Source organism: Amycolatopsis keratiniphila (assembly GCF_000400635.2).
In the GTDB taxonomy this organism is placed as follows: Bacteria; Actinomycetota; Actinomycetes; order Mycobacteriales; family Pseudonocardiaceae; genus Amycolatopsis; species Amycolatopsis keratiniphila.
Genome location: NC_021252.1, coordinates 2,599,367 through 2,624,981, shown reverse-complemented (window position 1 = coordinate 2,624,981; position 25,615 = coordinate 2,599,367). Strand labels below are relative to the sequence as shown.

The 25,615-nt window shown below is 69.8% G+C and carries 23 protein-coding genes; 10 read left to right on the top strand and 13 right to left on the bottom strand.

Annotated features, from left to right (window positions below; genetic code table 11):
• The first annotated feature begins 13 nt into the window (after positions 1 to 13).
• Positions 14 to 571, top strand: a complete 558-nt coding sequence (locus AORI_RS53280) for a dihydrofolate reductase family protein (protein ID WP_016332829.1) — start codon at positions 14 to 16, stop codon at positions 569 to 571.
• 37 nt (positions 572 to 608) lie between these two features.
• Here the strand turns inward: AORI_RS53280 and AORI_RS53275 are convergent, their stop codons facing one another.
• Genes AORI_RS53275 through AORI_RS53260 form a run of 4 tightly spaced genes read right to left on the bottom strand, consistent with a single transcriptional unit; the run spans position 609 to position 5,817 of the window.
• A complete protein-coding gene (locus AORI_RS53275; protein WP_007033694.1) occupies positions 609 to 1,172 on the bottom strand; it encodes a GTP-binding protein in 564 nt (187 codons plus the stop codon).
• Positions 1,173 to 1,200: 28 nt separating this feature from the next.
• Entirely contained in the window at positions 1,201 to 1,947 is a 747-nt protein-coding gene (locus AORI_RS84255; RefSeq protein ID WP_228688340.1) for a DUF742 domain-containing protein, read from the bottom strand.
• Positions 1,948 to 1,954: 7 nt separating this feature from the next.
• Positions 1,955 to 2,407: a roadblock/LC7 domain-containing protein gene (locus tag AORI_RS53265; RefSeq protein ID WP_005166055.1), complete on the bottom strand. Its 453-nt coding sequence runs from the start codon at positions 2,405 to 2,407 to the stop codon at positions 1,955 to 1,957.
• Positions 2,404 to 5,817, bottom strand: coding sequence for a sensor histidine kinase (locus AORI_RS53260; protein ID WP_043848006.1), 3,414 nt, complete (start codon positions 5,815 to 5,817; stop codon positions 2,404 to 2,406). Before AORI_RS53260 ends, AORI_RS53265 begins: the two co-directional genes overlap by 4 nt.
• Positions 5,818 to 6,795: 978 nt before the next feature.
• On the opposite strand from AORI_RS53260, the gene AORI_RS53255 reads away from it, so the two are divergent.
• Together AORI_RS53255 and AORI_RS53250 are read left to right on the top strand one after the other, a co-directional pair.
• Positions 6,796 to 7,221, top strand: a complete 426-nt coding sequence (locus tag AORI_RS53255) for a DUF485 domain-containing protein (RefSeq protein WP_016332826.1) — start codon at positions 6,796 to 6,798, stop codon at positions 7,219 to 7,221.
• Positions 7,218 to 8,792 carry a solute symporter family protein gene (locus AORI_RS53250; protein ID WP_016332825.1) on the top strand — a complete coding sequence of 525 codons (1,575 nt, stop codon included), beginning with the start codon at positions 7,218 to 7,220 and terminating at the stop codon, positions 8,790 to 8,792. Before AORI_RS53255 ends, AORI_RS53250 begins: the two co-directional genes overlap by 4 nt.
• 51 nt (positions 8,793 to 8,843) lie before the next feature.
• Here AORI_RS53250 and AORI_RS53245 read toward each other — a convergent pair whose 3' ends face one another.
• The gene (locus AORI_RS53245; protein WP_016332824.1) at positions 8,844 to 9,413 is read right to left on the bottom strand and encodes a TetR/AcrR family transcriptional regulator; all 570 of its coding nucleotides are present in this window, start codon (positions 9,411 to 9,413) and stop codon (positions 8,844 to 8,846) included.
• 136 nt (positions 9,414 to 9,549) lie between these two features.
• Here AORI_RS53245 and AORI_RS53240 point away from each other — a divergent pair, with 136 nt between their 5' ends.
• Complete coding sequence (locus AORI_RS53240) at positions 9,550 to 10,971, top strand: MFS transporter (protein WP_043848700.1); 1,422 nt, start codon at positions 9,550 to 9,552, stop codon at positions 10,969 to 10,971.
• Here the strand turns inward: AORI_RS53240 and AORI_RS53235 are convergent.
• From AORI_RS53235 to AORI_RS83765, 5 genes are all read right to left on the bottom strand, one after another.
• Positions 10,968 to 11,321, bottom strand: coding sequence for a DUF3817 domain-containing protein (locus tag AORI_RS53235; RefSeq protein ID WP_016332822.1), 354 nt, complete (start codon positions 11,319 to 11,321; stop codon positions 10,968 to 10,970). The two genes, AORI_RS53240 and AORI_RS53235, sit on opposite strands and share 4 nt — an antisense overlap.
• A gap of 23 nt (positions 11,322 to 11,344) precedes the next feature.
• Positions 11,345 to 11,716: a hypothetical protein gene (locus tag AORI_RS53230; RefSeq protein ID WP_016332821.1), complete on the bottom strand. Its 372-nt coding sequence runs from the start codon at positions 11,714 to 11,716 to the stop codon at positions 11,345 to 11,347.
• 635 nt (positions 11,717 to 12,351) lie between these two features.
• Complete coding sequence (locus tag AORI_RS53225) at positions 12,352 to 13,236, bottom strand: lytic transglycosylase domain-containing protein (protein ID WP_016332820.1); 885 nt, start codon at positions 13,234 to 13,236, stop codon at positions 12,352 to 12,354.
• A gap of 131 nt (positions 13,237 to 13,367) precedes the next feature.
• The gene (locus AORI_RS53220; protein WP_016332819.1) at positions 13,368 to 13,850 is read right to left on the bottom strand and encodes a hypothetical protein; all 483 of its coding nucleotides are present in this window, start codon (positions 13,848 to 13,850) and stop codon (positions 13,368 to 13,370) included.
• 354 nt (positions 13,851 to 14,204) lie between these two features.
• Entirely contained in the window at positions 14,205 to 14,360 is a 156-nt protein-coding gene (locus AORI_RS83765; RefSeq protein ID WP_162182762.1) for a hypothetical protein, read from the bottom strand.
• Positions 14,361 to 14,493: 133 nt separating this feature from the next.
• Here AORI_RS83765 and AORI_RS53215 point away from each other — a divergent pair, with 133 nt between their 5' ends.
• Positions 14,494 to 15,279, top strand: a complete 786-nt coding sequence (locus AORI_RS53215) for a crotonase/enoyl-CoA hydratase family protein (RefSeq protein ID WP_016332818.1) — start codon at positions 14,494 to 14,496, stop codon at positions 15,277 to 15,279.
• Between the two features lie 10 nt (positions 15,280 to 15,289).
• Entirely contained in the window at positions 15,290 to 15,814 is a 525-nt protein-coding gene (locus AORI_RS53210) for a GNAT family N-acetyltransferase (protein ID WP_016332817.1), read from the top strand.
• A 74-nt stretch (positions 15,815 to 15,888) separates the two neighbouring features.
• Here AORI_RS53210 and AORI_RS53205 read toward each other — a convergent pair whose 3' ends face one another.
• Positions 15,889 to 17,037 (bottom strand): CaiB/BaiF CoA transferase family protein, encoded by a 1,149-nt coding sequence (locus tag AORI_RS53205; RefSeq protein WP_016332816.1) that lies wholly within the window; start codon positions 17,035 to 17,037, stop codon positions 15,889 to 15,891.
• 28 nt (positions 17,038 to 17,065) lie between these two features.
• Positions 17,066 to 18,217, bottom strand: coding sequence for an acyl-CoA dehydrogenase family protein (locus tag AORI_RS53200; protein ID WP_043848699.1), 1,152 nt, complete (start codon positions 18,215 to 18,217; stop codon positions 17,066 to 17,068).
• A gap of 104 nt (positions 18,218 to 18,321) precedes the next feature.
• Between AORI_RS53200 and AORI_RS53195 the strand changes: the two genes are divergently transcribed.
• From AORI_RS53195 to AORI_RS53180, 4 genes are all read left to right on the top strand, one after another.
• Positions 18,322 to 18,936 (top strand): TetR/AcrR family transcriptional regulator, encoded by a 615-nt coding sequence (locus AORI_RS53195; RefSeq protein ID WP_016332814.1) that lies wholly within the window; start codon positions 18,322 to 18,324, stop codon positions 18,934 to 18,936.
• A gap of 9 nt (positions 18,937 to 18,945) precedes the next feature.
• A complete protein-coding gene (locus tag AORI_RS53190) occupies positions 18,946 to 19,863 on the top strand; it encodes a hypothetical protein (RefSeq protein ID WP_043848005.1) in 918 nt (305 codons plus the stop codon).
• Positions 19,864 to 19,966: 103 nt separating this feature from the next.
• Positions 19,967 to 20,758, top strand: a complete 792-nt coding sequence (locus AORI_RS53185; protein ID WP_016332812.1) for a hypothetical protein — start codon at positions 19,967 to 19,969, stop codon at positions 20,756 to 20,758.
• A 116-nt stretch (positions 20,759 to 20,874) separates the two neighbouring features.
• The gene (locus tag AORI_RS53180) at positions 20,875 to 22,488 is read left to right on the top strand and encodes a succinic semialdehyde dehydrogenase (RefSeq protein WP_016332811.1); all 1,614 of its coding nucleotides are present in this window, start codon (positions 20,875 to 20,877) and stop codon (positions 22,486 to 22,488) included.
• A 48-nt stretch (positions 22,489 to 22,536) separates the two neighbouring features.
• On the opposite strand, the gene AORI_RS53175 is transcribed toward AORI_RS53180, so the two are convergent.
• Positions 22,537 to 25,563, bottom strand: coding sequence for a helix-turn-helix transcriptional regulator (locus tag AORI_RS53175; protein WP_043848004.1), 3,027 nt, complete (start codon positions 25,561 to 25,563; stop codon positions 22,537 to 22,539).
• Positions 25,564 to 25,615 lie beyond the last annotated feature (52 nt).

Genomic DNA, 25,615 nt, shown 5'->3' with positions numbered 1-25,615 from the left:
AAGGGATCAAGCCATGCGCAAGCTCGTCTACGCCGTCCACACCTCGCTCGACGGCCGTATCGAAGGCCCCGGCGGCGAGTTCGACTGGGCTGACATGGGCCCGCAGCTGTCCGCCCACTCGCAGGAGCTCACCGACCGCGCCGACACCCTCGTCTACGGGCGGCGTGTCTGGGAGATGATGTCGTCGTACTGGCCGGAGGCCGAGACGATCTCGGACCACCCGCACGACCTGGAGTACGCCCCGATCTGGCGCGAGACGCCGAAGATCGTGTTCTCCCGGACGCTGGACAAAGCCGGCTGGAACACCGAAGTGGCGGGCGGCGACCTCACCGAGCGGGTCACCGAGCTCAAAAGCAAGCCCGGTAAGGACCTGCTGCTGATGGGCGGGGCCGGACTCGCCACGGCGATGTCGGACCGCGGCCTGATCGACGAGGCCCACGTGGTCGTGCACCCGGTGGTGCTCGGCGGCGGGAAGCAGGTGTTCGGGGGCGGCGTGCGCACGGACCTGCGGCTCACCGGCACCCGGACGATGGACGGGCGCGCGGTACTGCTGACCTACGAAAAGGCGTGAAACCTGGGCGGCAGCCCCTACGCTGCCGCCGTCAGGGTCACCTCGCGTTGCTCGCCCGCAACGCGATCCACTGCCGCATCGCGTACTCGACCAGCGTGATCAGCGTCTGCTTCGTCGACTCCCGCTCCCGCGCGTCACAGCGGACGATCGGGATGTTGGGGTCGATGGACAGCGCTTCACGCACGTCGTTGATGTCGTGCTCGAGGATGCCGTCGAAGGTGTTCACCCCGACGATGTAGGGCAGGCCCCGGTCCTCGAAGAAGTCGATCGGCGCGAACGAGTCGGCCAGCCGTCGCGTGTCGGCCAGCACCACGGCGCCGATCGCGCCGCGGACGAGGTCGTCCCACATGAACCAGAACCGCTGCTGCCCGGGCGTGCCGAACAGGTAGAGGATCAGGTCCGCGTCCAGGGAGACCCGGCCGAAGTCCATCGCGACCGTGGTGGTCGATTTGTTGGGCGTCTGGTCGAGGTTGTCGATCCCCCGACTGGCGTCCGTCATCATCGCCTCGGTGGTGAGCGGGACGATCTCCGACACCGAACCGACGAAGGTCGTCTTACCCGCCCCGAAGCCACCCGCCACGACGATCTTCGCGGATGTCATGGTCGGGGGCGCGGTTTCCCGCGGTGCCTTAAAGCCGACGGAGTCCACTCAAAACCCTTTCCATCAACACCAGATGTGCCTCGGCGCCGTCATTGCCCGAAATCGTCTTGTGCACGCTGACCAGCCCCGCGTCCGCCGCGTCGCTGATCAGCACGCGTGCCACACCCAGTGGTACGCGCAGGGTCGCCGCGATCTCGGCGACCGAACGCGGGGTGCGGCACTCCTCGATGATCGAGACGCACTCGATCTGGTCCGCGGCCACCGCGGGGAGGCTACCCGCCACGACATGGTCCTTGGTGGAGATGAGGGTCTCCAGCTCGAGAGCGTAGTTCGCCTTGGTCCGGCCCCCGGTGAGGGCATAGGGGCGGACGATCGCCGTCTCCTCGAGCGGCGACGGCGGCTGCTCGAAGACGGCGGGCATGATGAACTCGCCACTGGGCGGGCCCGGGTCGAAAAGACCACCTGGTCTCGGCCCGACGGCACCTGCGCCGCTGTCGGGTGGAGAGGCAAGTGAGGTCACGCGGTCTCCTTGATCGGTCGGCTGCGGGACTGCCGGTTCCCCGGTGGCGTGTGCCCCGCCCACCTGGGAATCCTCTGACTGCTTGCTCTTCTTGCGCTTCCGACGACCACGACCCGAATCCAAGGTGAAGCCGTTCAGGACGTCGGCGAACGTGCCGTCGTCCCGTGAACCGGCAGCATGGGCAGCCCCCGCGTGCGGAGGCTGGTGTTCACCCGTCCCCGGCGGTTCGCCGAAGGATCCGGATCCGGTGCTCATCGGGACATCATCCCACCGGTTCGCCGATCAGCGACCCACCGGCGCCCTGCAATTGTGCGCGGAGTTCCGGAGTGAGGATCTGGCCGACGCGATCGACGAGCATCGTCATCTCGTAGGCGACCTGTCCGATGTCGCAGTTGGGCGCGGCGAGGATGGCCAGGCAGGAGCCGTCGCTGATGGACATCAGCACCATGATGCCGAGTTCCATCTCGACGACGGTCTCGTTGACCGCGCCCGCCTCGAAGCAGCGCGCGGCGCCCTGGGTCAGGCTCACCAGGCCGGAAGCGACGGCGGCCAGCTGATCGGCGCGGTCCAGCGGAAGCCTGCTGGACGCCGTGAGCAGGAGGCCGTCCGCCGACACGACCACGGCGTGCGCCACTCCGGGTACCCGCTCGGCGAAGTCGTTCACCAGCCACCCGAACTGGTTCTGCTGGGGCTGGGCCGGGTTCGGCGAGGTCATTCACCCTCCAGGGTTTCGTGGTTGGCTTCGGTCGCCTGGGCTGTGTGGTGCCGTCCGCGCTGGATGCCCTGCTGGAAACTGCTCAGGCGACCGCGCACGTCGTGCGCGTCTCGCTGTGGTCGGGGGGTGACCGCCCCGGAGGGCGGTCCCGCGCTGCCCGGGAGCAGTTGCTCCCCGCGACGGCGCCTGGGTAATCCTGCCGAAGTCATCCGCGAGGGCACGGACTGGGACACCGCTTGGGCGGCTTTCCAGCCCTCGTCGGAGCCGAAGTTCCAGGCGTCCGTCCGCTCGGTGGCGGCGACCGGCTCCGGTTCCGGGCTCGCTGCCTGCGGTTTCCGGCTGGGCAACGCGGCGGGCGGGGCCGCCGGACGCTCGGCGGTCTCCGGCGTCTTCGTGGGCTCGGCCGCCTTCGCCGCTTCAGGTGCCTTCGACGGCTCGGGCGCCTTCTCGGGCTCGGGCTTCGTGTCCGGCTTGGCGGTCGCCGCCTCGGCGGCCGGCGCCGCCTTGTCCGCGGCTTCCTTGCGGCCTCGTTTGACGCCCTGCTGGAAGCTGCTCAGCCTGCCGCGCACGTTCGCGGGGTCGCGGACCGGCAGTTCCGCTTTGGCCGCGGGTTCGGCGGCCGGGACCGACGACGCCGCGCTGCCCGGCAGAAGCTGCTCGCCCTTGCGGCGACGCGGCAACCCGGCCTGGGTGAACGTCGACGGGGCGTTCTGGGAGACCTCCTGCACCGTGCGGAAGGCCTTGTCGCTGGCGAAGTCCCAGTTGCGGGCTTCCTGTTCGGCGGTAGGCGCGGCCTCGGCCGCCTTCTCCGCTTCGGGCTCCTTCGCGCCCGGCTTCTCCTTCTTGGCCGCGGATTCGGCCGCGGCCTTTTCCGGAGCGGGCGCGGGCGAACGGAACCACGCCGAGAGCATCTCGTCGAAGATCGGCGTCGTCTCCGATTTGGGCGCCGCGGTGGGCGCCGCCGGGGCGGCAGGCGCCGGGGTGGCCGCCTGGTTCCACCACTCGCTCAGCGTGGTGTTGTTCTTGGCCTCGAACAGTTCCTTGCCACTGGGCAGGTCGCCGTCCGCCGGGGCGGGCCTGTCCGCTTCCTTGGCGACCGGCTCTGGCTCGGCGGCGGGCTCCGGTTCGGGACGGCGGGGCTCCGGCGCGGGCGGTGTCGTCTCGTCCTTGGGGATCGGGCTGAACAGCGCCGTTCCCGAGATCTCCAGATCGGACGGTGGCCGCGCCTCCTGCTGGTGGCTGTGCCCGTTCACCCCGGATTTGGTGTGCCCGGCCAGATCGCCTGCCGACGGCCACCGCTCGCCGCCCTGCGACGGGACGCTCGGCATCGCCGGTCGTGAACCGTTCGCGGGCCGCTGGCGGCGGGGCAGGCCACCCGGCTGCTGCGGCGGCAACGGCGCGAGCCGCTGGGTGATCGGGCCGGTCGCGGGGCCCGGGTCTCCCCCGGGCGGGACCATCACCAGATCCGCCGGGACCGAGACGGTGGCGCGCACGCCGACGATGTCCTTGCCGCCGTGCAGCGAGACACCGATGCGGTGCCTGCTGGCCAGCCGTCCGACGACGAACAGGCCCATCCGGCGCGAAGTGGTGAGGTCGACGTTGGGGGCTTCGGTGAGCCGGGCGTTGGCCTCGGCGACCTCGGCCTCGTTCATGCCGATGCCCTTGTCGAGGATGTCGATGCCGAACGAGCCGTCTTCGACGAGTCTGGTCGCGACGGTCACCTGGGTCTCCGGCGCGGAGAACGCCGTGGCGTTGTCCAGCAGTTCGGCGATCAGGCGCATCAGGTCGTTGGCCGCGTACCCGACCAGCCGCACCGGCGGCGGGTTCTGCACGGTGACCCGTTGGTACTGCTCGATTTCGGAGACCGCCGCGCGCACGACGTCGGTGGCGGAGACGGGCTGACCGGAGCGCCTGCCCGGCTCGGCGCCGGAGAGGACCATCAGGTTCTCGTTGTTGCGGCGCATGCGGGTGGCGAGGTGGTCCAGCTGGAACAGCGTGGCCAGCTGGTCGGCGTCCTCCTCGTCGCGCTCCAGCCGCTCGATCAGCTGCAGCTGCCGCTGCACGAGGCTCTGGCTGCGGCGGGAGAGGTTCACGAACACGTTGCTGTAGCCGGTGCGCATCGAGGCCTGCTCGGTGGCCAGGCGCAGTGCCTGGTGGTGCACCTTGTCGAAGGCCCTGGCGACCTCGCCGATCTCGTCGTCGCTGCCGACCGGCACCGGCCGCACGTCGGTGCCCTGCGAACGGCCCTCCTGGATGTTGCGGACCGCGTCGGGCAGCTGCTTCTCGGCGACGTCGAGGGCGCTGGCGCGCAACACCTTCAGCGAACGCAGCAGCTGACGGGTGATGAGGAAGACGACGGCGACGGCGAGCACCATCGCGCCGAACAGCAGGACCGCGAGCAGACCCGCGCCGCTGCTGGCGTCGTCGACCAGTTCGGCCGACACCGCGCTCGTCTCGGCGCCGAATTTGTTCGCGACCTCGCCGACCTTGCCGATCACCGCGGTCGACGCGTCGGTCCAGCCCTGCGCGGACAACGTGCGGAACGCTTGCGCCGACGGGGTTCCCTGCTCGCCGAGCGCGGTTTTCGCCAGCCTGTCACGGTTTTCCATCGCCTGGTCGGTGACGGCGGCGCTGAATTCCCGGCGCTGCTGTTCCGACGCGGCGGCGCGGAAGTCGGTGAGCCGGTCGGTCAGCCGGAGTTCGGCGGTGCGCAGCTGGTCGAGCTCGCTCGGCGCGAGGCTCGACCGCGCGATGCCGAAGGAGACCAGCGCCTGGCTCAGCGACAGCTGTTCCTTCATCATCGCGAGGTCGTGCAGCGCCGTCGGGGTACCGCCGAGGTCGTCCTGGCCGGCACCGGCGGCCAGCGCGGTGTCGAGGGCGAGCAGCGCGGTGGTCACCTCGGTGTACTCGCCGATCGCCTGGACGGGGTCGAGCTGCCCGGAGGAAGCCCGCTGCCGGATGTCGGGCAGCCGGTCGAGCTGGGCGGCCGCCGCTTCACGCGCCTGGCGGAGCGACGGCTCGTTCTCCACCGCCCGCGACGCGGCGGCACCGTAGAGGGGGATGGCGGTGTCGACGTCGGCGCGGGCCGAGCCGAGCTCCAGGGTCCCGCCGACGGTGCCGGCGGTCAGCCCGGCGGCGGACTGGGTGCGTTCGCGGCCGAGGCCGTCGGCGAGCGTGCGGATGTGCCCGCTCAGCGCGACGAGACGGTCGAGCCGTTGGTAGCCGTCGGAACGGCCGACCTGGCCGGCGATGGTGGCGATGCCCAGTGCCAGCGCGATGAGGATCGGCACCAGCGTCACGGCCGACAGCTTCACTGGCAGGCTCCAGTCCCGCCAGCGCACGAGCGTGCGCCAGCCGGTGGCCCACCGAGATGGCCGGGGAGTGCGTCCCAGCAGCTCCCCGACCGGCACTTGGCCTTCTCCTGCAACGGTCACGTAGGTGACTCCCTGTCCGGCGTCCTGGCACGGTCTGAGGCGTCCGTTCCCGCGAGGTACCTGCCTGCGGGGAACTCGACCCCGGCCTGACCACGTGATCGATCGCGACGTGAGGGACCCCGTCCGGCGATCCTGGTGTTCTCTGTGTCCCCAGGAACACCGGTCCGCTTCGGGAGGTCTTGCACCTGCACGTGCAGGTCGCAACCTGCGAAGTGCATGGTCGTCGAGATCAACTTTTCTTTGCCAATCGATCACTGCGGGTCGGCCGGGCCAAAGAATCGTACACCAATCCGGGTGCCGTCAATTCCGTTCAGTACACGGGTGCTGACCAGCGAAAAGTGTGCTTCCGAACGATCCGCGAGGCCGGAAAACCGCCCGTGCGTCACAAACGAGGGAATTCCGGTTACGGGTTGCGCGGATGCACAGGGTGTCCTAATCACCCGATCAGCCTACGTACGGTAGCCGCGTCGCCCGGTCGAACTACTTTCCGTGCCCCCAACGGGTGGGTCAAGCTCAAATATGTGCCCGATGTTGTGGCCTTGCCGCCCAAGCCGGTTCGATGTCGCCCGACATGGTGATTTCTTTCGAGACAACCCCGTGAAGCGGGGGATCTTCCCCGGTCCGGGATGGCGGCACGGTATCGAAACCCGGCGCCCGCGGGTAGCGAAACTACGATCTGTCACCAATTTGAGCGACAGAGCGTGGTCATCGTCCATCGTTTGCCGCAGTGGGCCGTTCGGGCGACGACCGCGCGTGACAACTCCGCTCACTATGACGAGTGAGAAAGCCGGTTCATTCCGGCCGAAACGATTTTCCGAAACACTAATACGAGGTAAAACGGAATACCGCCTCACGCCTTCGCGGAACCGGGGTCGCCTATTCAGAGCGGGTGAAGCCGTAGTTAGTATGTGCGCTCCCCGTACCGCGCCACGGATGCAAGCCCCGGAGGAACCCATGCCCGACGTCGCGCGTCCCTACGCGGCGAGCAACGCCCTGGAGGACACCGGGCAGATGCCCGCGCTGTTCGTCCGCGAGCGCCAGCCCACTCCCCCGCCGCCGCCGCGCGCCACCGGCCCGGACTTCGACCGGATCCAGCACGGCAAGGAGTTCGTCGCGCTGCGCAAGACCTTCCGCCGCTTCGTGTTCCCGATGAGCCTGCTCTTCTTCACCTGGTACATGACGTTCGTGCTGCTGGCGGCCTACGCGCACGACTTCATGAGCCGGAAGGTGTGGGGCGAGGTCAACGTCGGCATGCTGCTCGGGCTCGGCCAGTTCGCCAGCACGATCCTGATCACGATCGCCTACCTGAAGTTCGCGAACAAGCGGCTCGACCCGAAGGTCGAGGCGTTGCGCGCCTCCGTCCGGGCGGGTGAGCGATGAGCATCCCCGACAACAACCCGGTGCTGAACATCGCGGTCTTCGCGCTGTTCGTCGCCATCACCCTGTACGTGGTGTACCGCGTCAGCACGCGGAACTCGTCCACTTCGGACTACTACGCGGCGGGAAGCGCCTTCACCGGACGCCAGAACGGCATCGCCCTGTCGGGTGACTTCCTCTCGGCGGCGTCGTTCCTCGGCATCGCCGGGGCGATCGCGATCCACGGCTACGACGGCTTCCTGTACTCGATCGGGTTCCTCGTCGCGTGGATGGTCGACCTGCTGTTGATCGCGGAACTGCTGCGCAACACCGGCCGCTTCACCATGGGCGACGTGCTGAGCTTCCGGATGAAGCAGCGCCCGGTCCGCGCCGCGGCCGCGACGTCGACCCTGGTGATCTCCTTCTTCTACATGCTCGCGCAGATGGCGGGCGCCGGCGGGCTGGTGGCACTGCTGCTGGACATCCACGGCGGGATCGGCCAGGCGCTCGTGATCGGCGTGGTCGGTGTCGTCATGGTGCTGTACGTGCTGGTCGGCGGGATGAAGGGCACCACGTGGGTGCAGATCATCAAGGCGACCATCCTGCTGCTGACCGGCGCGCTGATCACCGTGTTCCTGTTCGGCAAGTTCGGGTTCAGCTTCTCGAACCTGCTCTCGGCCGCCGCCGACAACAGCCCGCTCGGCGACGAACTGCTGGAGCCGGGCGGCTCCTACGGCAAGAGCGAGGTCACGAAGCTCGACTTCGTCTCGCTGGCGCTGGCGCTGGTTCTGGGCGCCGCCGCGCTCCCGCACGTGCTGATGCGCTTCTACACGGTGCCGAACTCGCGCGAGGCGCGGCGCTCGGTGGTGTGGGCGACCGCGTGCATGACGATCTTCTACCTGTGCACCCTGGTCATCGGCTTCGGCGCGGCCGCGCTGGTCGGCCCGGAGGCGATCAAGAACGCGCCCGGCGGGGAGAACTCGGCGGCGCCGCTGCTCGCGCTGAACATCGGCGGCACCCTGCTGCTCGGCATCGTGTCGGCGGTGGCGTTCGCGACCATTCTCGCCGTCGTCGCCGGGCTGACGATCACCGCCTCGGCCTCCTTCGCCCACGACGTCTACGCCAACATCTTCAAACGCGGCAAGGCGGAACCGGCCGCGGAGGTCCGTGTCGCGCGGCTGACCGCGGTCGCCGTCGGGGCGCTCGCGATCATCGGCGGCATCCTGGCGAACGGGCAGAACATCGCGTTCCTGGTGGCGCTGGCGTTCGCCGTCGCGGCGTCGGCGAACCTCTCGACGCTGCTGTACTCGCTGTTCTGGAAACGCTTCAACACCACCGGGACCCTGTGGGGCATCTACGGCGGGCTGATCGCCAGCCTGGTGCTCGTGTTCTTCTCGCCGGTGATGTCCGGCTCCGCGGACTCGATCATCTCCAGTGTCGACTTCCACTGGTTCCCGCTGAAGAACCCGGGCCTGGTGTCGATCCCGTTCTCGTTCCTGTGCGGGTTCGTGGGCACCTTCGTCGGCCGGACGAAGGCCGATCCGGTCAAGCACGCGGAGATGGAGGTGCGGTCCCTCACCGGGATCGGCTCCTGACGCGCGCCATGAACGGTCCGTTCCTTGCAAATTTTGCAAGGAACGGACCGTTCATGGCATCCGGAGACCGTCCAGCACGATCGTGAGAAGCCGCTTCGTGTCCTCCTCCGAAGCCTTGCTCGCCGCCGACCCCAGCCCGTGCCCGAGCCGCAGGATGTCGACACCGGCGACGTCGGCCCGGAGCACTCCCTCGTCCTGCGCCGCCTTCACGATCGTGTCGGCCGCCGCCCGCAACCGTGCCTGACACCAGGCGAAGACCTCGGAGCCGGCGTCGACCGACGCCTTCAGCGTCATCGCGAGCCCGTGCTTCTCGACCACGTAGATGACGTGCGTGGCCAGCCACGTCTCGAGCGCCTTCCCCGGCGGCAGCTCGTCGAGGAGGTCGTACGCCTGCTGCGCCAGCCCGTCGATCTCGTCGCGGTAGACGGCCTCGATCAGCTTGTCGCGGGTCGGGAAGTGGCGGTACAACGTGCCCGCGCCGACCCCGGCGCGTTTGGCGATGTCGTCGGCGGGCACGTCGACGCCGTCGGCGGTGAACGCCTCCTTCGCCACGGCCACGATGCGCTCGTAGTTGCGCCGCGCGTCCGCACGCATGGGGCGGGCCGGATCGGCCGTGACCATCTGCACCTCCTCGGGCGACGAAAACGGAGAAGCTCTCCGAATTCACTTGCGTAAGCGGAGAGCGTCTCCATATCATCGCTCCGACCTCAAGTGGAGAGTCTCTCCGCTTCATCTCGTTACGTCTTTGGAGTATTCCTTGACCGAGCGAACCCTGCGTGCCGAGCCTAGGCCGGAGGCGGCCGGGACACCGCCACCTCCGCACCGGCTGGTCCTCCCGATCATCCTGACCTGCCAGCTCATGCTCATCCTCGACGCGACGGTGATGAACGTCGCGCTCCCCCGCATCCAGTCCGAACTGGGCTTCACCGACACCGGCCTGTCCTGGGTGATGACGGCGTACAGCCTGGTCTTCGGCGGTCTGCTGCTGCTCGGCGGCCGGGCGGGCGACCTGTTCGGCCGCCGCCGGACGTTCGTCGCCGGCGCGGCCGTGTTCACCGCGGCCTCCCTGCTCGGCGGCCTCGCCGGGTCGGCGGAACTGCTGATCGCCGCCCGGGTAGCGCAGGGCGTCGGCGCCGCGCTCGCCGGGCCTAGCACGCTGGCGCTGATCACCAGCACGTTCACCGAAGCCAAGGCGCGAGTGCGCGCGCTGGCGCTGTTCTCGGCGATGTCCAGCAGCGGTTTCGCGATCGGCCTGCTGCTCGGCGGGCTGCTGACCGAATGGATCTCGTGGCGCGCGGCGCTGTACATCAACGTCCCGTTCGGGCTCGCGATCGTCCTGCTCACCTCGCGGTACGTGGCCGATCCGCCCCGGCGGCGCGCCCGGCTCGACCTCCCCGGCGCGTTCACCGGCACCCTCGGTGTCGGCTCGCTGGTGTTCGCCTTCACCCACGCCGCGTCACACGGCTGGGGCGACACGATCACCCTCGGCAGCCTCGCCGCCGGGCTCGCCTTGCTCGCCGCGTTCCTCACCATCGAGACCAGGGTGAGCGAGCCGTTGATCCCGTTGCGCCTGTTCGCCGAACGCGACCGCGCCGCGGCCTACGTCAACTTCTTCCTCGGGCCGATGGCGATGATGTCGATGTTCTTCTTCCTGACCCAGTTCCTGCAGGACATCGCGGGTTTCGCCGCGCTGGAGACCGGCTTCGCGTTCCTGCCGATGGCGGTCTGCATGTTCCTGCTGAGCAGGCTGATCCCGAAACTGCTCCCCCGGTTCGGGCCGAAGCCGCTCGCGCTCACCGGCACCGCGCTGATGACCGGCGGCGTCGTCTGGCTGACCACGCTCACCACGGACAGCGGCTACTTCTCGCATCTGCTCGGGCCGATGCTGCTGATGGGCGTGGGCGCGGGGCTGGCGTTCTCCCCGCTCAGCGTGATCATCATGGCGACCGTGCCCACCGGCGACGCGGGTGCCGCGGGCGGAGCGTTGCAGACGTTGCAGCAGGTCGGGGCGACCTTGGGACTGGCGATCCTGATCACCGTGTTCGGCGCGGTGACCCGCACTCCGTCCGGAAGCCCGTCCGAGACCACCGTCGACGGGATGACCGCGGCCTTCACCGCCGCGGCCGTGGTGACGGCGCTGTCCTTCCTGGTGGCGCTGACCTTCCGGCGCCGGGCTTAGAGCTTCGCGCCCGCCTGGACCTTGTGCGTGACCTTGCGCTCCATCACGAACGAGAAGAACGGGATGCAGCCGGCGATCAGCACGAGCAGGGTGCCCTTCATCGACCAGCGGGCCTTGATCGCGAGGTCGACCGCGAGCAGCAGGTAGATCAGGTAGAGCCCGCCGTGGACCATGGGGATCAGCTTCACGAACTGGGGAAGCTCCACGCGGAAGACGTACTGCAGCAGCATCTCGACGACCAGCCCGAGCAGGGCCACACCGGTGGCGTACGCCGCGACGCGGAACCGGATCAGCGGTCCGCCCAGCGAGACCGGGCGGGCCGGGGCGGCGTCGTCAGTTCGGGTGGTCATAGGGTCTCGAACCTCTCTGGGGACTACTTGTCGCGGGCGTTGAGTTCGCGCAGGTACCTGTTGTACGCGGCGAGCTCGTCGTCCTCGGGGGGCGGCGGCACCGGGGCACGCCGCCGCCGGGGCGCGGGCACCTCGGGCACGGCGGTCTCGGCCACCGTCTCCTGGGCGTCGGCCTCGGCGGCGCGGCGGCGGAGCTTGCGGATCCGCCAGAACATGAACGCGGGGAACAGCCCGAACAGCGGCCACTGCAGGACGTAGCCGAGGTTCTGGAACGTCCCGCTGGCCGAGGAGAACCGCTCCCACTGCCACCAGGCGAGCCCGCAGCACAGCGCCAGGCTCACCAGGCAGACGCCGGCGATGCCGAGACGGCGCAGGATGACGGGCGAAGCGGACACACATCGACGCTAGCACTGGGTGCGCGGCGAATCGTCGCCGACCTGGGCGTTCGGGACCTTGGTCCCGGGTCCGGTCTCGTGAGTGGTAAGGACGGTTAGAGCGGACCGGTATTTGGCTACCTACGCCTGACTGGGCGAAAGTGGTGGTTCCGCGGCTGCCGGGCGCGACGGTGGAGGATTTGGGACGTTCAACGTCCCAAATCCTCCACCGTCGCCAGGGACTCCCGGTCTTAGACCTTGATCAACGGAAGGATCGGGACACTCAACGTCCCCGATCCTCCGTTGATCAAGGTCGCGCCAGGCGCGACCGGTGGCAGACGAGGTGACGGGGGAAGATTCCGGACGTTCAACGGCCGGAATCCTCCCCCGTCGACCGCCAATCACACCAGTGGGCAGGTAAATACGAGTCCGTTAGAACCGTCCTTACCACTCACGAGACGTGCCGCGACGGCGATGTCACGTGACTGGACGGACGACTCGCGTGATCAGATGGACGACACGCGTGACTGGACGGACGAGACGACCGCGGCCACGTCCCGGGATCACGCGTGTCGTCCGTCTGATCACGTGTGTCGTCCGTTCCGTGCACCTGCGGCAGGTACTCAAGACGCTCTTGCCCTAGCCGTCCTCAACACTCACTTGGCGGCGGCCACGGACTTCGCGTAGCCGTCCGCCAGCCCGAAGACCTTCTGCGCGTACTCGGTCGAGTTGTTGTACGACAGGATCCCCTGCCACCACCCCGAGGCGGCCGACATGTCGCGGTTGTTCACGCACAGGTAGCGCGCCGCCGCCAGCGTCGCGTCGTCGATCTGCTGCGGGTCGCCGAGGCCGTCGCGGTTGCCGTCGGCGGCGTACCGGCGCCAGGTGCTGGGGATGAACTGCATCGGGCCGACCGCCCGGTCGACGGACGCGTCGCCGTCGAACTGGCCGCCGTCGGTGTCGCCGATCGCCTTCACCCCGGGCGATCCGTCGAGCGGGACGCCGATGATCGGCTTCGACGGCCGTCCGTCCTGGCCGAGGACGGCGCCGCCGTACTGGCCGTGGTTCGACTCGATCCGGCCGATGCCCGCCAGGGTCGCCCACGAGATCTTGCAGTTCGGCTGCATCTGCCGCATCGCCAGTTCGGCGTTGCCGTAGGCGAGCAGTGCCCTGGCCGGGATGCCGGTGGCCTGCGCGGCCCGCTCGGTCCAGGCGGTCAGCGGGTCCTTGCCCGGCTTCGGCTGCGCCTGCTGCGGCGAGGTCTGCTGGGTCGCACCACCCGCGAGGGTGGCGTTCACCGGGGCGACCGAACCGGGTTTGACGTCCGCCGCCTTGACCTGCAGCGCGGGGATCTCCATCGTCGTGGGGCTCGCGACCGGGGCGGACGCCTTGGTCACCAGCCAGATCCCGCCCCCGGCGAGGCCGAGCACGGCCAGCACGATCACCAGCCTGCCGAGTACGGCGGCGCCCACTCCGCGGCGTGGCGGAGCGGGCGTGGCCGGGTCGTCGACGAGCTCGTCGTTTTCCGGGGTGGTGCGCACGAAGCGGGTCCTCCAGCGTGGGCGGCGATCACGACCGATGCTCGAACAACGAGCCCGCGCAGGTTAGCGTTACGCGGTAGCCGAGATCGCTCTTGCCACGCCGGTTCACCCGCGCGTGCGAGAAGTTCTCATCAGGCGGACTTCTGCTGCCTCGCCAGCCGCGCGACGCACCAGGCCGGGGCGCTGCCGCGGCGGAGGTGCTGCAAAACGGTCATCGGGCCGAGACGACGGCTCAGGTCGGACGGGGCGAGCCCGGCCGCACGGTAGTCGAGCGCACGCTGGTCGAGCGGGCTGATGCCGGCGTCCCACCAGGCTTCGGCCTCGGCGACGCCGCCCACCATCTGCCACCAGCCGGCGGCCGCGACGAGGAGCTCCTGCGGGACCTCCGGGAGACGACGGCTCATGGCGTCGAGGTAGCCGGGGTCGGCGGCCTCGACCGGCGCCCAGCGCGCCTGGCCGGACTGCTGACGCTGGCCGGGGATTCCGGGAGCCTGCCTTGGCACGTCGGCCAGCCACGCCGACGCGATGCGGTCGGCCTCCTGCTCCTCGGGGGTCTGCTCACGCTCGGCCGCCCACTGCCGGATCAACGCATCGACTCCGGGATCTCCGGTCATCCCTGCCTCCTCATGATTCCCCGACTGACAAGTCCTGACTTACTTGCCCGGCTGGAAGTTCCCGCTGCCCTGGGGCTTGCACCTGCGGAAACTCCTCGCCCAGGAGGCCGGCTCCGGCGCCTGGAGGACCAACCGATCACGCAATGTGAGCACCGTAGGGGCGCGGAGGTCTCTTCCGCCAGAGCTTCCAGGGCACGAATTCGTCGACCAGCGGGTTTTCGGGGGCAATCCACCCGGATGGTCGAGTCGTCCGACCGAAATCCGAGACGGGTGACGCTGAGTGATAACCGCAGGTGGCTGCGCACGGTGATCACCGGCGCCACCGAGGACACCGGTGATCACCCGGACGAGGGGTCAGGAGAAGAGGCTCCGGACGAAGGTCACGATGGCTTCGGCACCGGACCGGAGCCAGCCGAGGGCGGTGTGGACGGCATCGGCGGATTGCGTCGGCCTGCTGATCAGAAAGAAGAGCACGAGCGCGACGACGGCGATCACAACGAATTTCTTCAAGCCGGGCGACATGGCTCCATCCCATCACACCGTAGTGTCCAGACGATGACTCCGCGCGCACTGCGGACTTTGTCACCACTTTAAGGAGAATCGGGCCCTGTTGCCCACCCGTATCCGCCTGAGGGAGCGATCGATGAGCGAAAACGTTCTCGTCCACCGGGAAGGGCCGGTGACGACGATCACGCTGAACCGTCCCGCGTCCCGCAACGCGGTGGACGGGCCGACCGCGGCCGCGCTGGCGGACGCGTTCCGCGCGTTCGACACGGACGAGGAAGCCTCGGTCGCCGTCCTCACCGGTTCGGGTGACGCCTTCTGCGCCGGAGCCGATCTGAAGGCCGTCGGGACCGACCGCACCAACGCGCTCAGCCCGGCGGGTGACGGGCCGATGGGCCCGACGCGCATGGCCCTGTCGAAGCCGGTGATCGCCGCGGTCCGCGGGCACGCCGTCGCGGGCGGGCTGGAGCTGGCGCTGTGGTGCGACCTGCGGGTCGCCGACACCACGGCCGTCTTCGGCGTCTTCTGCCGCCGCTGGGGCGTGCCGCTCATCGACGGCGGTACCGTGCGCCTCCCCCGGCTGATCGGCCACTCGCGGGCGATGGACCTGATCCTCACCGGCAGGCCGGTCGACGCCGACGAGGCGCTCGCCATCGGGCTTGCGAACCGGGTCGTGCCGGACGGCGAGGCCTTGGCGGCCGCGCAAGCGCTGGCGCGCGAACTGGCCGCGTTCCCCCAGGCGTGTCTGCGCGCGGACCGCAAGTCCGCGTACGGCCAATACGGGCTCACCGAAGACGAAGCGATGCGGGCGGAGTTCTCGAACGCGCTGATCGGCGGAGGGCTCGCCGAGGAGGCTGTCGCGGGCGCCAGCCGATTCAGTGACGGCGCGGGGCGTCACGGCAGTTTCGACGGCCCGCGACCCTAGGGTCTGTCGGATGACAGAAACCGGAGTCGCGCTCAGACCGGTGTCCGAAGACGACCTGCCGATGCTCGAAGCGCTCACGAACGATCCGCGGGCCGCGGGCCCGTTCGAGTGGCACGGCTGGCACGATCCGCATTTCCTGCGCCGCCGCTGGTCGGAGACCGGCATGCTCGCGGCGGACAACGGGATGCTGATGATCGACCTCGGCGGGCAGCGGCTCGGGTTCGTCTCGTGGCACAAGACCAGGACCGGCTCGACGTCCTATTGCTGGAACGCCGGGCTCGTGCTCATCCCCGAGGCACGCGGCCACGGCTACGGGACCGAGGCACAGCGGCTGCTGGTCCGCTACCTCTTCGCGCACACGCAGATGAACCGGGTCGAAGCGTCGACGGAGACCGGCAACGTCGCCGAGCAGCGCTCCCTGGTGAAGGCGGGCTTCACCCGAGAGGGTGTGCTGCGCGGCTACGGGTTCCGGGACGGGGCCTGGCGCGACCACGTCCTCTACTCGGTGCTGCGGTCCGATCTCGACGTGGGCTGAAAGCGTCCTTCACCGCATGAGACGCGGCGAAGGACGCTTTCGCCGCGTCTCATGCGGGCAGAGCGTCCTTCAGCTCACGCGATGGTGCCCGCGGCCCTGAGCCGTTCGATCCCGTCGGCGTCCACGCCGAGTTCGGCGAGGACCTCGGCGGTGTCGCCGCCCTTGGGGCGCGGCGGTTCCGGCGTCTCGGCCGGCGTGCGGTCGAACCTCGGCGCCGGAGCGGGCTGCAGCATGCCCCCGACGTCGACGAACGTCTTGCGCGCGACGTTGTGCGGATGCGACGGCGCCTCCTTCGGGGAGAGCACCGCCGTCAGGCACGCGTCGGTGCCCTCGGCCTTCGCCACCAGCTCGTCGCGAGTGTGCTTCGCGACGGCCTCGGCGACGATCTTGCGCAGCTTCGGCCATTCGTTCTTGTCGACGTGGACCGGCGTCTCCTCGGGATCGAGCCCGAGCACCTTCACCAGATCGCCCCAGAACCGCATTTCGATCGCGCCGATGGCGACGTATTTGCCGTCGGAGGTCTCGTAGGTGTCGTAGAACGGCGCGCCGCCGTCGAGCATGTTCTCGCCGCGCCCGCCGGACCACAGCCCGGAGTCCAGCAGTCCGTGCAGGCTGGTGGTCAGCAGCGCCGCACCGTCCACCATGGACGCGTCGACCACCTGTCCCTTGCCGGACGTCTGGCGTTCGAACAGCGCCGCCAGCACACCCATCGCGAGCAGGAGGCCACCGCCGCCGAAGTCACCGACGAGGTTGAGCGGCACCACCGGCCGCTGCCCGGCGTGCCCGATGGGTTCGAGCGCGCCGGAGATGCCGATGTAGTTGATGTCGTGCCCGGCGACGGTCGCCAGCGGGCCGTCCTGGCCGTAGCCGGTCATCCGGCCGTAGACCAGCCGCGGGTTGCGGGCGTGGACCTGTTCCGGCCCGATGCCCATCCGCTCGGCGACACCGGGACGGAAACCCTCGATGAGCACGTCGGCGTCGTCGGCGAGTTTCAGCACCAGTTCGACCCCCTCGGGGGTCTTGGTGTTGATCCCGATCGACCGCCTGCCGCGGGCGAGCGGATCGTTCGGGAACCCGATGACGTCGTCGCCCGGTGTCGCCCGGTCGATCCGGACGACCTCCGCGCCGAGATCGGCGAGGATCGTGCAGGCGAACGGTGCCGGGGCGAGCCCGGCCAGTTCGACGACCTTGAGCCCGCTCAGCGGGCCGGCCTTCTTCGCCACGTCTTTCCTTCCTACGCCAACGGTTTCGCTACAGCGTGCGGGAGATGATTTCCTTCATGATCTCGCTGGTGCCACCGAAGATCCGGGAGATCCGGATGTCGGCCCACGCGCGCGCGATCGGGTACTCGGTCATGTAGCCGTAGCCGCCGAAGAGCTGCAAGCAGTCGTCGACGACCTTGTTGACCCGTTCGGTGGTCCACAGCTTCGCCATCGCCGCGCCCTGCACGTCGAGTTCCTTGCGCAGATGCCGTTCGATGCACTGGTCGAGGAAGGCGCGGGACACCGCGGCCTCGGTCGCGGCCTCGGCGAGCTTGAACTTGGTGTTCTGGAAGTTGTAGACCGGGCGGCCGAAGGCCTGGCGGTCCTTGGTGTAGGCGATGGTCTGGTCGATCGCGGCCTCCATGCCGGCGACCGCGGTGACGGCGATGATCAGCCGTTCCTGCGGCAGCTGCTGCATGAGCTGGATGAAGCCGAGACCTTCCTGCGCGCCGAGGAGGTTGGCGGCGGGGACGCGGACGTCGTCGAAGTTCAGCTCCGCGGTGTCCTGGCCCTTGAGGCCGATCTTGTCGAGGACACGGCCACGGCTGAAACCCGGCGTGTCGGTCTCGACGGCGATCAGCGAGACACCCTGCGCGCCCGCGTCCGGGTCGGTCTTCACCGCGACGACGACGAGGTCGGCGTGGAAACCGTTGGTGATGAACGTCTTCGCGCCGTTGATCACGTAGTGGTCGCCGTCGCGTACCGCGCGGGTCTTGATGCTCTGCAGGTCCGAACCCGTGCCGGGTTCGGTCATCGCGACCGCGCCGACCATCTCGCCGGAGGCGAACTTCGGCAGCCACGCCTTCTTCTGCTCTTCGTTCGCGTACTCCAGGATGTAGTGCGCGACGATTCCATTGTGGACGGTGACGCCCCACGCGCTGTCACCGGACCGGGCCTGCTCCTCGTAGAGCACGGCCTCGTGGGCGAACGTGCCGCCGCCACCGCCGTACTCCTCCGGAATGGACAGAGCCAGCAGGCCGACCTCGCCCGCCTTCGTCCACAGCTCGCGGTCGACCTTCTTCTCGGCCGCCCAGCGCTCCTGGTTCGGCGCGAGTTCCTTCTGGCAGAAGGTCCGGGCGAGGTCCCGGAGGTCTTCGAGCTCCGTCGTGCTCCACGAACTCTTCTGGATCTGCAAGGGCACGGCCAACGCCTCCTGATCGGACCTGGAAAACATGACGCTTAGGATGTAAGTTCCATGCGGAATGTACATCCGTACCGAGCTGCACGTAAAGGGGGCCGGAACCGGTGAGCGTGCTCGGCAGGACCCACCGAACGCAGGCCGAGCGCCGGGAGCAGACCCGCACCGCCCTGCTCGACGCGACCATCGACTGTCTCGTCGACCTCGGCTACGCGCGCACCTCGGTGCAGGAGATCTGCGCCCGCGCGGGCGTCTCGAAGGGCGCCGTGCAGCATCACTTCTCCGCGAAGGCCGAACTCATGGCCGCGGCCGTCGAACATCTGACGGAGAAGCTGCGCGGACGCCTCGCGAAGTCGATCTCGGCGCTCCCCGGCGGCGCCTCGGGTGTCGCGGCGGCCATCGACCTGCTCTGGGAGGGCTACTCCGGCACGCTGTCCACGGCCGCCACGGAACTGTGGGTCGCGGCACGCACCGACCCCGAACTCCGCGAGGCGATCCGCCCGGTCGACCGGGCGCTGGGCCGCTCGACCCTGGAGCACGTCACCGCGGTCGCCGGCGATCTCCCGAAGGAACGCGCGGAGATCCTCTTCTGGCTCACCGTGAACCTCACGCGCGGGCTGGCGCTGGACGCCGAACTCGGCGGCGATCCCCAGCGGCGGCGGCAATTGCTCGACGAGTGGAAGCGTGTCGCGGTCATGTTGTACGAGGACACTTCACCGTAGGCTTCGCCCATGGGGAGACCGAGGGTGTTCGCCGCGCTGTCCGCCGCCGTCCTGATGCTCGCCGGGTGCGCGGCCGCACCGGAACCTTTGCCTTCAAGCCCCTTGACACTCCACGAAGCGCTCGGCGATCCCACGACCGTGGACTTCTGCGGCCTGCTGGACTTCGCCGAGATCGAGAAGACCCAACGGCTGGTGGCGGTCCCGATGCCCAGCATGGGCGCCTGCTCGTTCCAGACCGGAAGGACCCTGGTCAGTTTCGGTTTCCCGGACGACCGGGCGAACGAACGTCTCACCGGCGCCGCCCCGGTCGGCGAACCCTCCCTCCCCCGCGGCCTGCGTGTGGTCCGCACGGACCTCCAAGGGCAGCCCGTCCTCCACTTGCTGTTCGCCGACGACACCTCCTTGCGCATAGGCACGTTCTTCGAATCCCGTGAAGGCGCCGGACCCGACGCGCTCGCCGTGGCGACGAAAACCGCCGAAACCGCCGCCAGGGCCCTCGCCGCGGGCAAGCGGGCGAAACATCTCGACTACCGCGGCGATTCCCTGGCACGGCTGACCGCCTGCACCGCCTTGTGGTCCGATGCCGAGATCTCCGCCCGACTGGGCGCCGCCGTCACCGGGAAAGGCGACCTGTCCCGGCACTCCTGCCGCTGGGGCGAGGAGGACGCGGAACGGCTCGTGCGACTGGAGTTCGGTCTCGGCCCGCGCCCGAAGGCCGCGGCGGGCGTCCGCGAGGAAACGGTGGGCGGGCACAGGTCTTTGGTGCAGGAGGCCGGCGACGGCTGCACGATCCTGACCGGCCACATCGGCGGCCCGGACGCGAGCCGGGATCAGGTCGAGCATGCCGTTCTCGCCGTGCGGGCGCCGGACGCGTGCGGCGTCGCCAGGGCACTGGCGGCCACGGCGTGGCCGAAACTCCCGGCGTAGCACGCGCGAAAGCCGTTGACCAGAGCACAGGTGACACTTATCTCCTCGGCCGATTCGTGGTGGAATTCCTTGCTGGCCAACAAAACCGGCGGAGGAGCCGACCATGAGCGCGCCGCAGCAGCAGCCGTACCAACCGACTGGCCCGTTCAGCGCAATCCCGCCCTCCGACACGCGGCTTCCCCGCCTTTTCGCCGCGATGATGGGGGTTTTCGCCGGCCTGCTGGTCCTTCTCGCGACTTTTCTCCCGCAATCGACCTACGAACAGCTTTCCGACGGCAAACCGGTGTCGAAGTTCGCCGAAACCGGCTGGACACGGACCTTCGACATCGAGCCTTCGGCGGAGGAAAAGGAGTTCTACGACAAGACCCATGTCGCCCGCTACGGAATCCCGCTGTCGGCCGCCGCGCTGACGCTGTTCACGGGGGCCGCGGTGGGCTTCGCCGCGTACCGGCGCAGTTCGACCTCGATCGCCGCGACGACGTCGAGGACGCTTCTGGTCGCCGGCGGGGCGGGGACCGCGATCGGCGTGTGGATGCTCGGCATGGACATCTCGGCGAGCCTGAGCTTCGGGCAGGACACCGGCCGCTTCGTCTCGCGGTATGGGACCGGCGGCGGTTTCTGGATCCTGCTCGCGGGCGGGCTCGTGGCGTTGCTCACCATCGGGCTGGCGGTCGTGGCCAACCGGCGTGAACCGGCGCCGCCCCGGCAAGTCCCTTATCCGGTCGCCTATCCCCCTTACGCGCCCGGCGTCCCCCAGCAGCATTATCAGCAGCAACAGCAGCCCCGGCCCGATGAGCCGCCGTCTCCCCCGACCCCGCCCGCGGGGTCCGCGTTGCAGCAGCAGGACATCCTGCGCCCGTCCCCGGACAATCCGCCCCGCGCCGACAATATGTGAAACTTATTCATATCAGCGGTGGACAGTCTCCATACCGGCAGTATGCTGTACTCGTCGGTAACACCTGGGCTCTGCGTGGCGCCTCCCGGCTCCGCGCGGTATGGAACGGAGACGGCATGACGAGCACGACACCGGCGAGCGCGGGCCACCACACCGAAGGACCGGCCACCATCGGCGACGTCCCCGGCGCCCCGGCCGCGGCCAGGGCGGAACGGCTCGTGCACCGGGTCGTGGGCGGCGCGGATTCCGCGCCGGTCCAGATGCGCGCGCCCTTCACCGGGCAGCCGATCGCGACCCTCCCCCAAGCCACCGACGCCGACGTCCGCGCCGTGTTCGACCAGGCGAGGGAAGCGCAGCGCGCCTGGGCAGAGCGGCCGGTCGAGGACCGCCAGCGCATCCTGATCCGCCTGCACGACCTGGTCCTGAAGCGTCAGGAAGAGGCGCTCGACCTCGTGCAGATCGAGGCGGGCAAGGCCCGGATGGACGCCTTCGACGAGGTCAGCGCCACCGCCCTCGTGGCCGCCTACTACGGCAAGCACAGCGCGAAGTTCCTTTCGCCGCGCCGTGCCGCCGGGCTGATCCCGGTGCTGACCAAGGTCGGCGAGATCCGGCATCCCAAGGGTGTCGTCGGGATCATCTCGCCGTGGAACTACCCGCTCGCGCTGACCGCGATGGACGTCCTGCCCGCGCTCGCGGCCGGCAACGCCGTCGTGCAGAAGCCGGACAACCAGACCGCGCTTTCGGCGCTGTGGCTGCAGGAACTCGCCGAGGAGGCCGGGCTGCCCGCCGGTGTCTGGCAGATCGTGCTCGGCCGGGGTTCGCAGATCGGCGACGCGCTGGTCGAGGAGTCGGACTACCTGTGCTTCACCGGGTCCACGCCGACGGGTAAGGGGCTCGCCGCGAAGGTGGCGGAGCGGCTGACGAGCTACTCGCTGGAGCTCGGCGGCAAGAACCCGATGATCGTGCTGCCCGACGCGGACATCGCCAAGACCGCCACGGGCGCGGTGACCGCGTGCTTCTCCTCCGCGGGGCAGCTGTGCGTCTCGGTCGAGCGCATCTACGTCCACGAGTCGATCCGCGAGGAGTTCACCCGCGCCTTCGTCGCCAAGACCGCCGCGCTGCGACTGGGTGGCGCGCTGGACTACCAGGCGCAGATGGGATCCCTGACCTCCGAGGCGCAGCTCGAGACGGTGTCGGCGCACGTCGAGGACGCCCGGTCCAAGGGCGCGACGGTGCTCACCGGCGGCAAGGCGCGGCCCGACCTCGGCCCGCTGTTCTACGAGCCGACCGTGCTCACCGACGTCACCGAGGACGTGAAGCTGTTCGCCGAGGAGACCTTCGGGCCGGTCGTGTCGATCTACGGCTACACCGACGTCACCGACGCCATCGAACGCGCCAACGACACGAAGTTCGGGCTGAACGCGAGCGTCTGGTCGCGTAACGGCCGGGCGGGCTGGGAGGTCGCGGCACGACTGAAGGCCGGGACCGTCAACGTCAACGAAGGCTTCGCGGCGACCTTCGGGACCGTGGGGCTGCCGATGGGCGGGATGAAGGAGTCCGGTGTCGGACGGCGCAACGGCGCCGAAGGCCTGCTCAAGTACACCGAGGCCCAGGCCATCGCGGTGCAGCGCGGGATGCCGCTGCGCCCCGGCAAGGGAATCCCGCCGAAGCTGTGGGTGCGGACCCTGAGCACGAGCCTGAAGGCCCTTCGCCGACTCCCCCGCCGCTGACCCCCTCCCGCGTTTCGTCCTCTGAATGCGGCAGAGGACGAAATGCGATCAGGAGGAGGAAGACGGAGCGGCCAGCAGGCCTCGGTCGTAGGCGATCGCGACGGCCTCGGCCCGGCGGCTCGCGCCGAGTTTCGCCATCACGCGCGAGAGGTGGACGCTCACCGTCTTCTCGCTGATGTACAGCTCTTCGCCGACCTGCCGGTTGGTCCGGCCGAGCGCGACGCGCTCCAGCACGTCCCGTTCCCGGTCGGTCAGCGGGTCGACGACGTCACGACGCGGCGCCACGGCCTCTCCGGGCAGCTCGACGCGCGCCCGGTGGCTGAGCTCCCGGACGGCTTCCCGCAGCGGGCAGGCGCCGAGCCGGTCGGCCACCGCGTGCGCGGCCAGCAGCTCCGACGCGGCGAGCGCGGTGTCGCCGTCCGAGGCCAGCAACGACTTCGCGTGCTGCAGGCGGCACATGGCCTGCTCGTACACCGCGCCGTAGCCGAACGCCTCGACCGCCTTCGCCCACAACTCGGGATCCCCCGCGCCACGCAGGCAGGCGCCGAGCGCCTCCAGCCGGGCGAGCCACGCCAGCGCCTCCGGGCCCAGCGACACCGAACGCGGGATGCCGTGTTCGGCGCAGTGGCGGCCGTGGGCGAGCAGCTTCTCGCCGGCTTCCACCGCGGCCTCGGCGGTCGCCAGGTCGCCGCGCACCCGGGCTTCGGCGGCCTGGGCGACGGCCGCGGTGAGGCCGTGCACGCTGATCCGGATCCCGCCGAGCAGCGCGGGTTCGATCTCTTCGAGCCAGTCGATCAGTTCCCGTGCCTGCCGCACCGCGCCCGCGTGGTCACCTCGCCACGAGGCGAGCTGGATCGCGGCGTCGGCCGACGCGAGCGCGATCGAGTAGTCCGCGCCCCAGTGCTGGCGCAGGCTCGGCAGGATCTTGTCCGCGTCCGCGAACCGGCCCCGGCCGACGACGAACTGCGCCCAGATCCCCAGGAAGCGTCCGGCGACGACACTCGACACCCCGCGGCCCGCGCGGCCCGCGTCGTCGTCTTCCGGCCAATCCCCGCTGACGTACCGCAGCGTGAGGTGCTTGGTCCGCAGCTCGATGCCGAACGAGCTCCAGGTCAGCCCGGTCTCCTTGGCCCGCTGGATGCCCTTGGCGTAGTACTTCAGCGCGGACCGGATCTCGGCGCGGTCGTCGTAGCTCAGCCCGAGGAAGTGCAGCGCCCGCAGCTCGCCGTTGAGGGCGCCGGCATCCCTGGCCTTCCGCTCGGCCTCGCGCAGCCGCTCCCGTGCCAGCTCGACGTCGCCCGCCGAATCGGCCAGCGTCCCGAGCGAGACCAGCGCCGCCGCCTCCGCCCCGCCCGCGCCGACGGCCCTGGCGTCGGCGACCGCGGCCAGCGCGCACTGCAGGGCCTCGTCGTGCCTGTCGATCAGCCGCAGGATGCCGGCGCGGGTGGCGAGCACCCAGGCCCGCGCGGCACTCGCCTCGGTGTGTTCGACCAGCTCCCAGGCCTTGTCGATCGCCTCGACGACCTCGTCGAGCGTGCCGTCGACCGAAAGCAGCGCCTCCGCGTGCCGTCGCCAGACCTTGGCGGCCCGCTCGTTGCCGGTGTCCGGGCCGAGGGCCTCGGTCGCGGACCGCGAATAGGCGACCGCGCGCTCCGGCTCCCCCGACGTGCTCGCGAAATACGACGCCTCGTGCAGGAGGCGGAGCTCGTCGACGTCCGACGGCCGGTCCGCCGCGGGCACGGCGTCCCAAATGGACAGTGCCTGCTCGACGTGCCGCAACGCGGAACCGGGCGCGCCCAGCTTCTCCGCCTCGTCCATCGCGCGCAGCAACGCGGCCAGCGCGGAGACGAAATCCTTGCTCTCCAGGCTGTGGTGCGCGAGCCGCGCCTGCTGGCCGCGGCCCTGTGCCCGGTCACGGATCCGCGCCGCGTACGCCGCGTGCATGCGCACCCGCTCCCCCGGCAGCAGGTCGCCGTACACCGCTTCCTGCAGCAAGGCGTGGCGGAAGGTGTAGAAACCGTTCTCGATCACCAGGACGTGATGCTGCACGGCCTCGCGCAGCGCCTCGTCGAGTTCGAGCTCGTCCAGCCCGGAGATCTCGGCGAGCGCGGCGTGCGCCACCGAATCCTTGGCGACCGAGACCACGCGCAGCACCCGGCGCGTGATCTGGGAAAGCTGCTCTACCCGGGCGAGGAGCACTTCGGCCAGCCCGGCGGGGAGGTCCCGGCAGTCCTTCGCGGACGCGAGCAGCTCCTCGACGAAGAACGGATTGCCCTCGGAGCGGGAGACGATGTCGGCGATCATGTCCTGGCCGATCGGCTCGTCGGCCAGTGCCTCGACGAAGGCGCGCGCGTCCTCGGCGCCGAACGGCTTGACCTCGACGCGTTCGACCGCGCCCAGCCGGACCACCTCGGACAGCAGCGCGCGGAGCGGATGCCGCCGGTGGACGTCCTCCTCGCGATAGCTCGCCACCACCAGCAGCCGCTGGGTGCGCAGCCTCGTCAACAGGAAGGACAGCAGGTTCCGGGTGGAACCGTCGGCCCAGTGCAGGTCCTCCAGGAGGATCACCACGGGCCGGCGCTGAGCGATGACGGTCAGCACCCCCAGTACCGCGTCGAACAGCTGGAGCTGGCCGAGGTCCTGCTCGGGCCCGAGCCGTTGCGTCGACATCCGTTCGCTCGCGGTGAGCTGACCGTCTTCGATGGCGGGATAGTCCTCCGCCTGCTGCATCTGCGGGAGCAGCCTGCCCAGCGCCGGCCGGGCCCGGACCGCGGCGGTGACCGCGGGATCGGAGGTCGTCGCCAGCGGCGCCAGCGCCTCGGCGAACGGAAGATAAGGGAGACCGCCCTCATGGACGTCGATACAGCGCCCGGTGAGCACCAGGGCGCCCGCGCCCGCGGCGTACTCGCCGAGCGCGGTCAGCAGACGGGTCTTGCCGACGCCGGCGTCACCGGAGAGCAGCACCGCGCCGGCCTCGGCCCGTTCTGCACGGGCGAAGGCGGCGCGGAGCTGCCGCATCTCCTGTGTGCGGGCGACGATCGGGATTCCGGAGCCAAGACGGGGCACGAGGTGCATTCTTGCCTACCGGACCGACAACTTCGCCTGTGTTTTCGCCGAGAGCTTCATC

Coding starts and splice junctions, on each gene's coding strand:
- AORI_RS53180 (WP_016332811.1), top strand. CDS start 20,875: ATGACGAGCACGACACCGGCGAGCGCGGGCCACCACACCGAAGGACCG.
- AORI_RS53185 (WP_016332812.1), top strand. CDS start 19,967: ATGAGCGCGCCGCAGCAGCAGCCGTACCAACCGACTGGCCCGTTCAGC.
- AORI_RS53190 (WP_043848005.1), top strand. CDS start 18,946: ATGGGGAGACCGAGGGTGTTCGCCGCGCTGTCCGCCGCCGTCCTGATG.
- AORI_RS53235 (WP_016332822.1), bottom strand. CDS start 11,321: ATGACCACCCGAACTGACGACGCCGCCCCGGCCCGCCCGGTCTCGCTG.
- AORI_RS53210 (WP_016332817.1), top strand. CDS start 15,290: ATGACAGAAACCGGAGTCGCGCTCAGACCGGTGTCCGAAGACGACCTG.
- AORI_RS53255 (WP_016332826.1), top strand. CDS start 6,796: ATGCCCGACGTCGCGCGTCCCTACGCGGCGAGCAACGCCCTGGAGGAC.
- AORI_RS84255 (WP_228688340.1), bottom strand. CDS start 1,947: ATGAGCACCGGATCCGGATCCTTCGGCGAACCGCCGGGGACGGGTGAA.
- AORI_RS53245 (WP_016332824.1), bottom strand. CDS start 9,413: ATGGTCACGGCCGATCCGGCCCGCCCCATGCGTGCGGACGCGCGGCGC.
- AORI_RS53265 (WP_005166055.1), bottom strand. CDS start 2,407: ATGACCTCGCCGAACCCGGCCCAGCCCCAGCAGAACCAGTTCGGGTGG.
- AORI_RS53220 (WP_016332819.1), bottom strand. CDS start 13,850: ATGACCGGAGATCCCGGAGTCGATGCGTTGATCCGGCAGTGGGCGGCC.
- AORI_RS53250 (WP_016332825.1), top strand. CDS start 7,218: ATGAGCATCCCCGACAACAACCCGGTGCTGAACATCGCGGTCTTCGCG.
- AORI_RS53280 (WP_016332829.1), top strand. CDS start 14: ATGCGCAAGCTCGTCTACGCCGTCCACACCTCGCTCGACGGCCGTATC.
- AORI_RS53215 (WP_016332818.1), top strand. CDS start 14,494: ATGAGCGAAAACGTTCTCGTCCACCGGGAAGGGCCGGTGACGACGATC.
- AORI_RS53275 (WP_007033694.1), bottom strand. CDS start 1,172: ATGACATCCGCGAAGATCGTCGTGGCGGGTGGCTTCGGGGCGGGTAAG.
- AORI_RS53175 (WP_043848004.1), bottom strand. CDS start 25,563: ATGCACCTCGTGCCCCGTCTTGGCTCCGGAATCCCGATCGTCGCCCGC.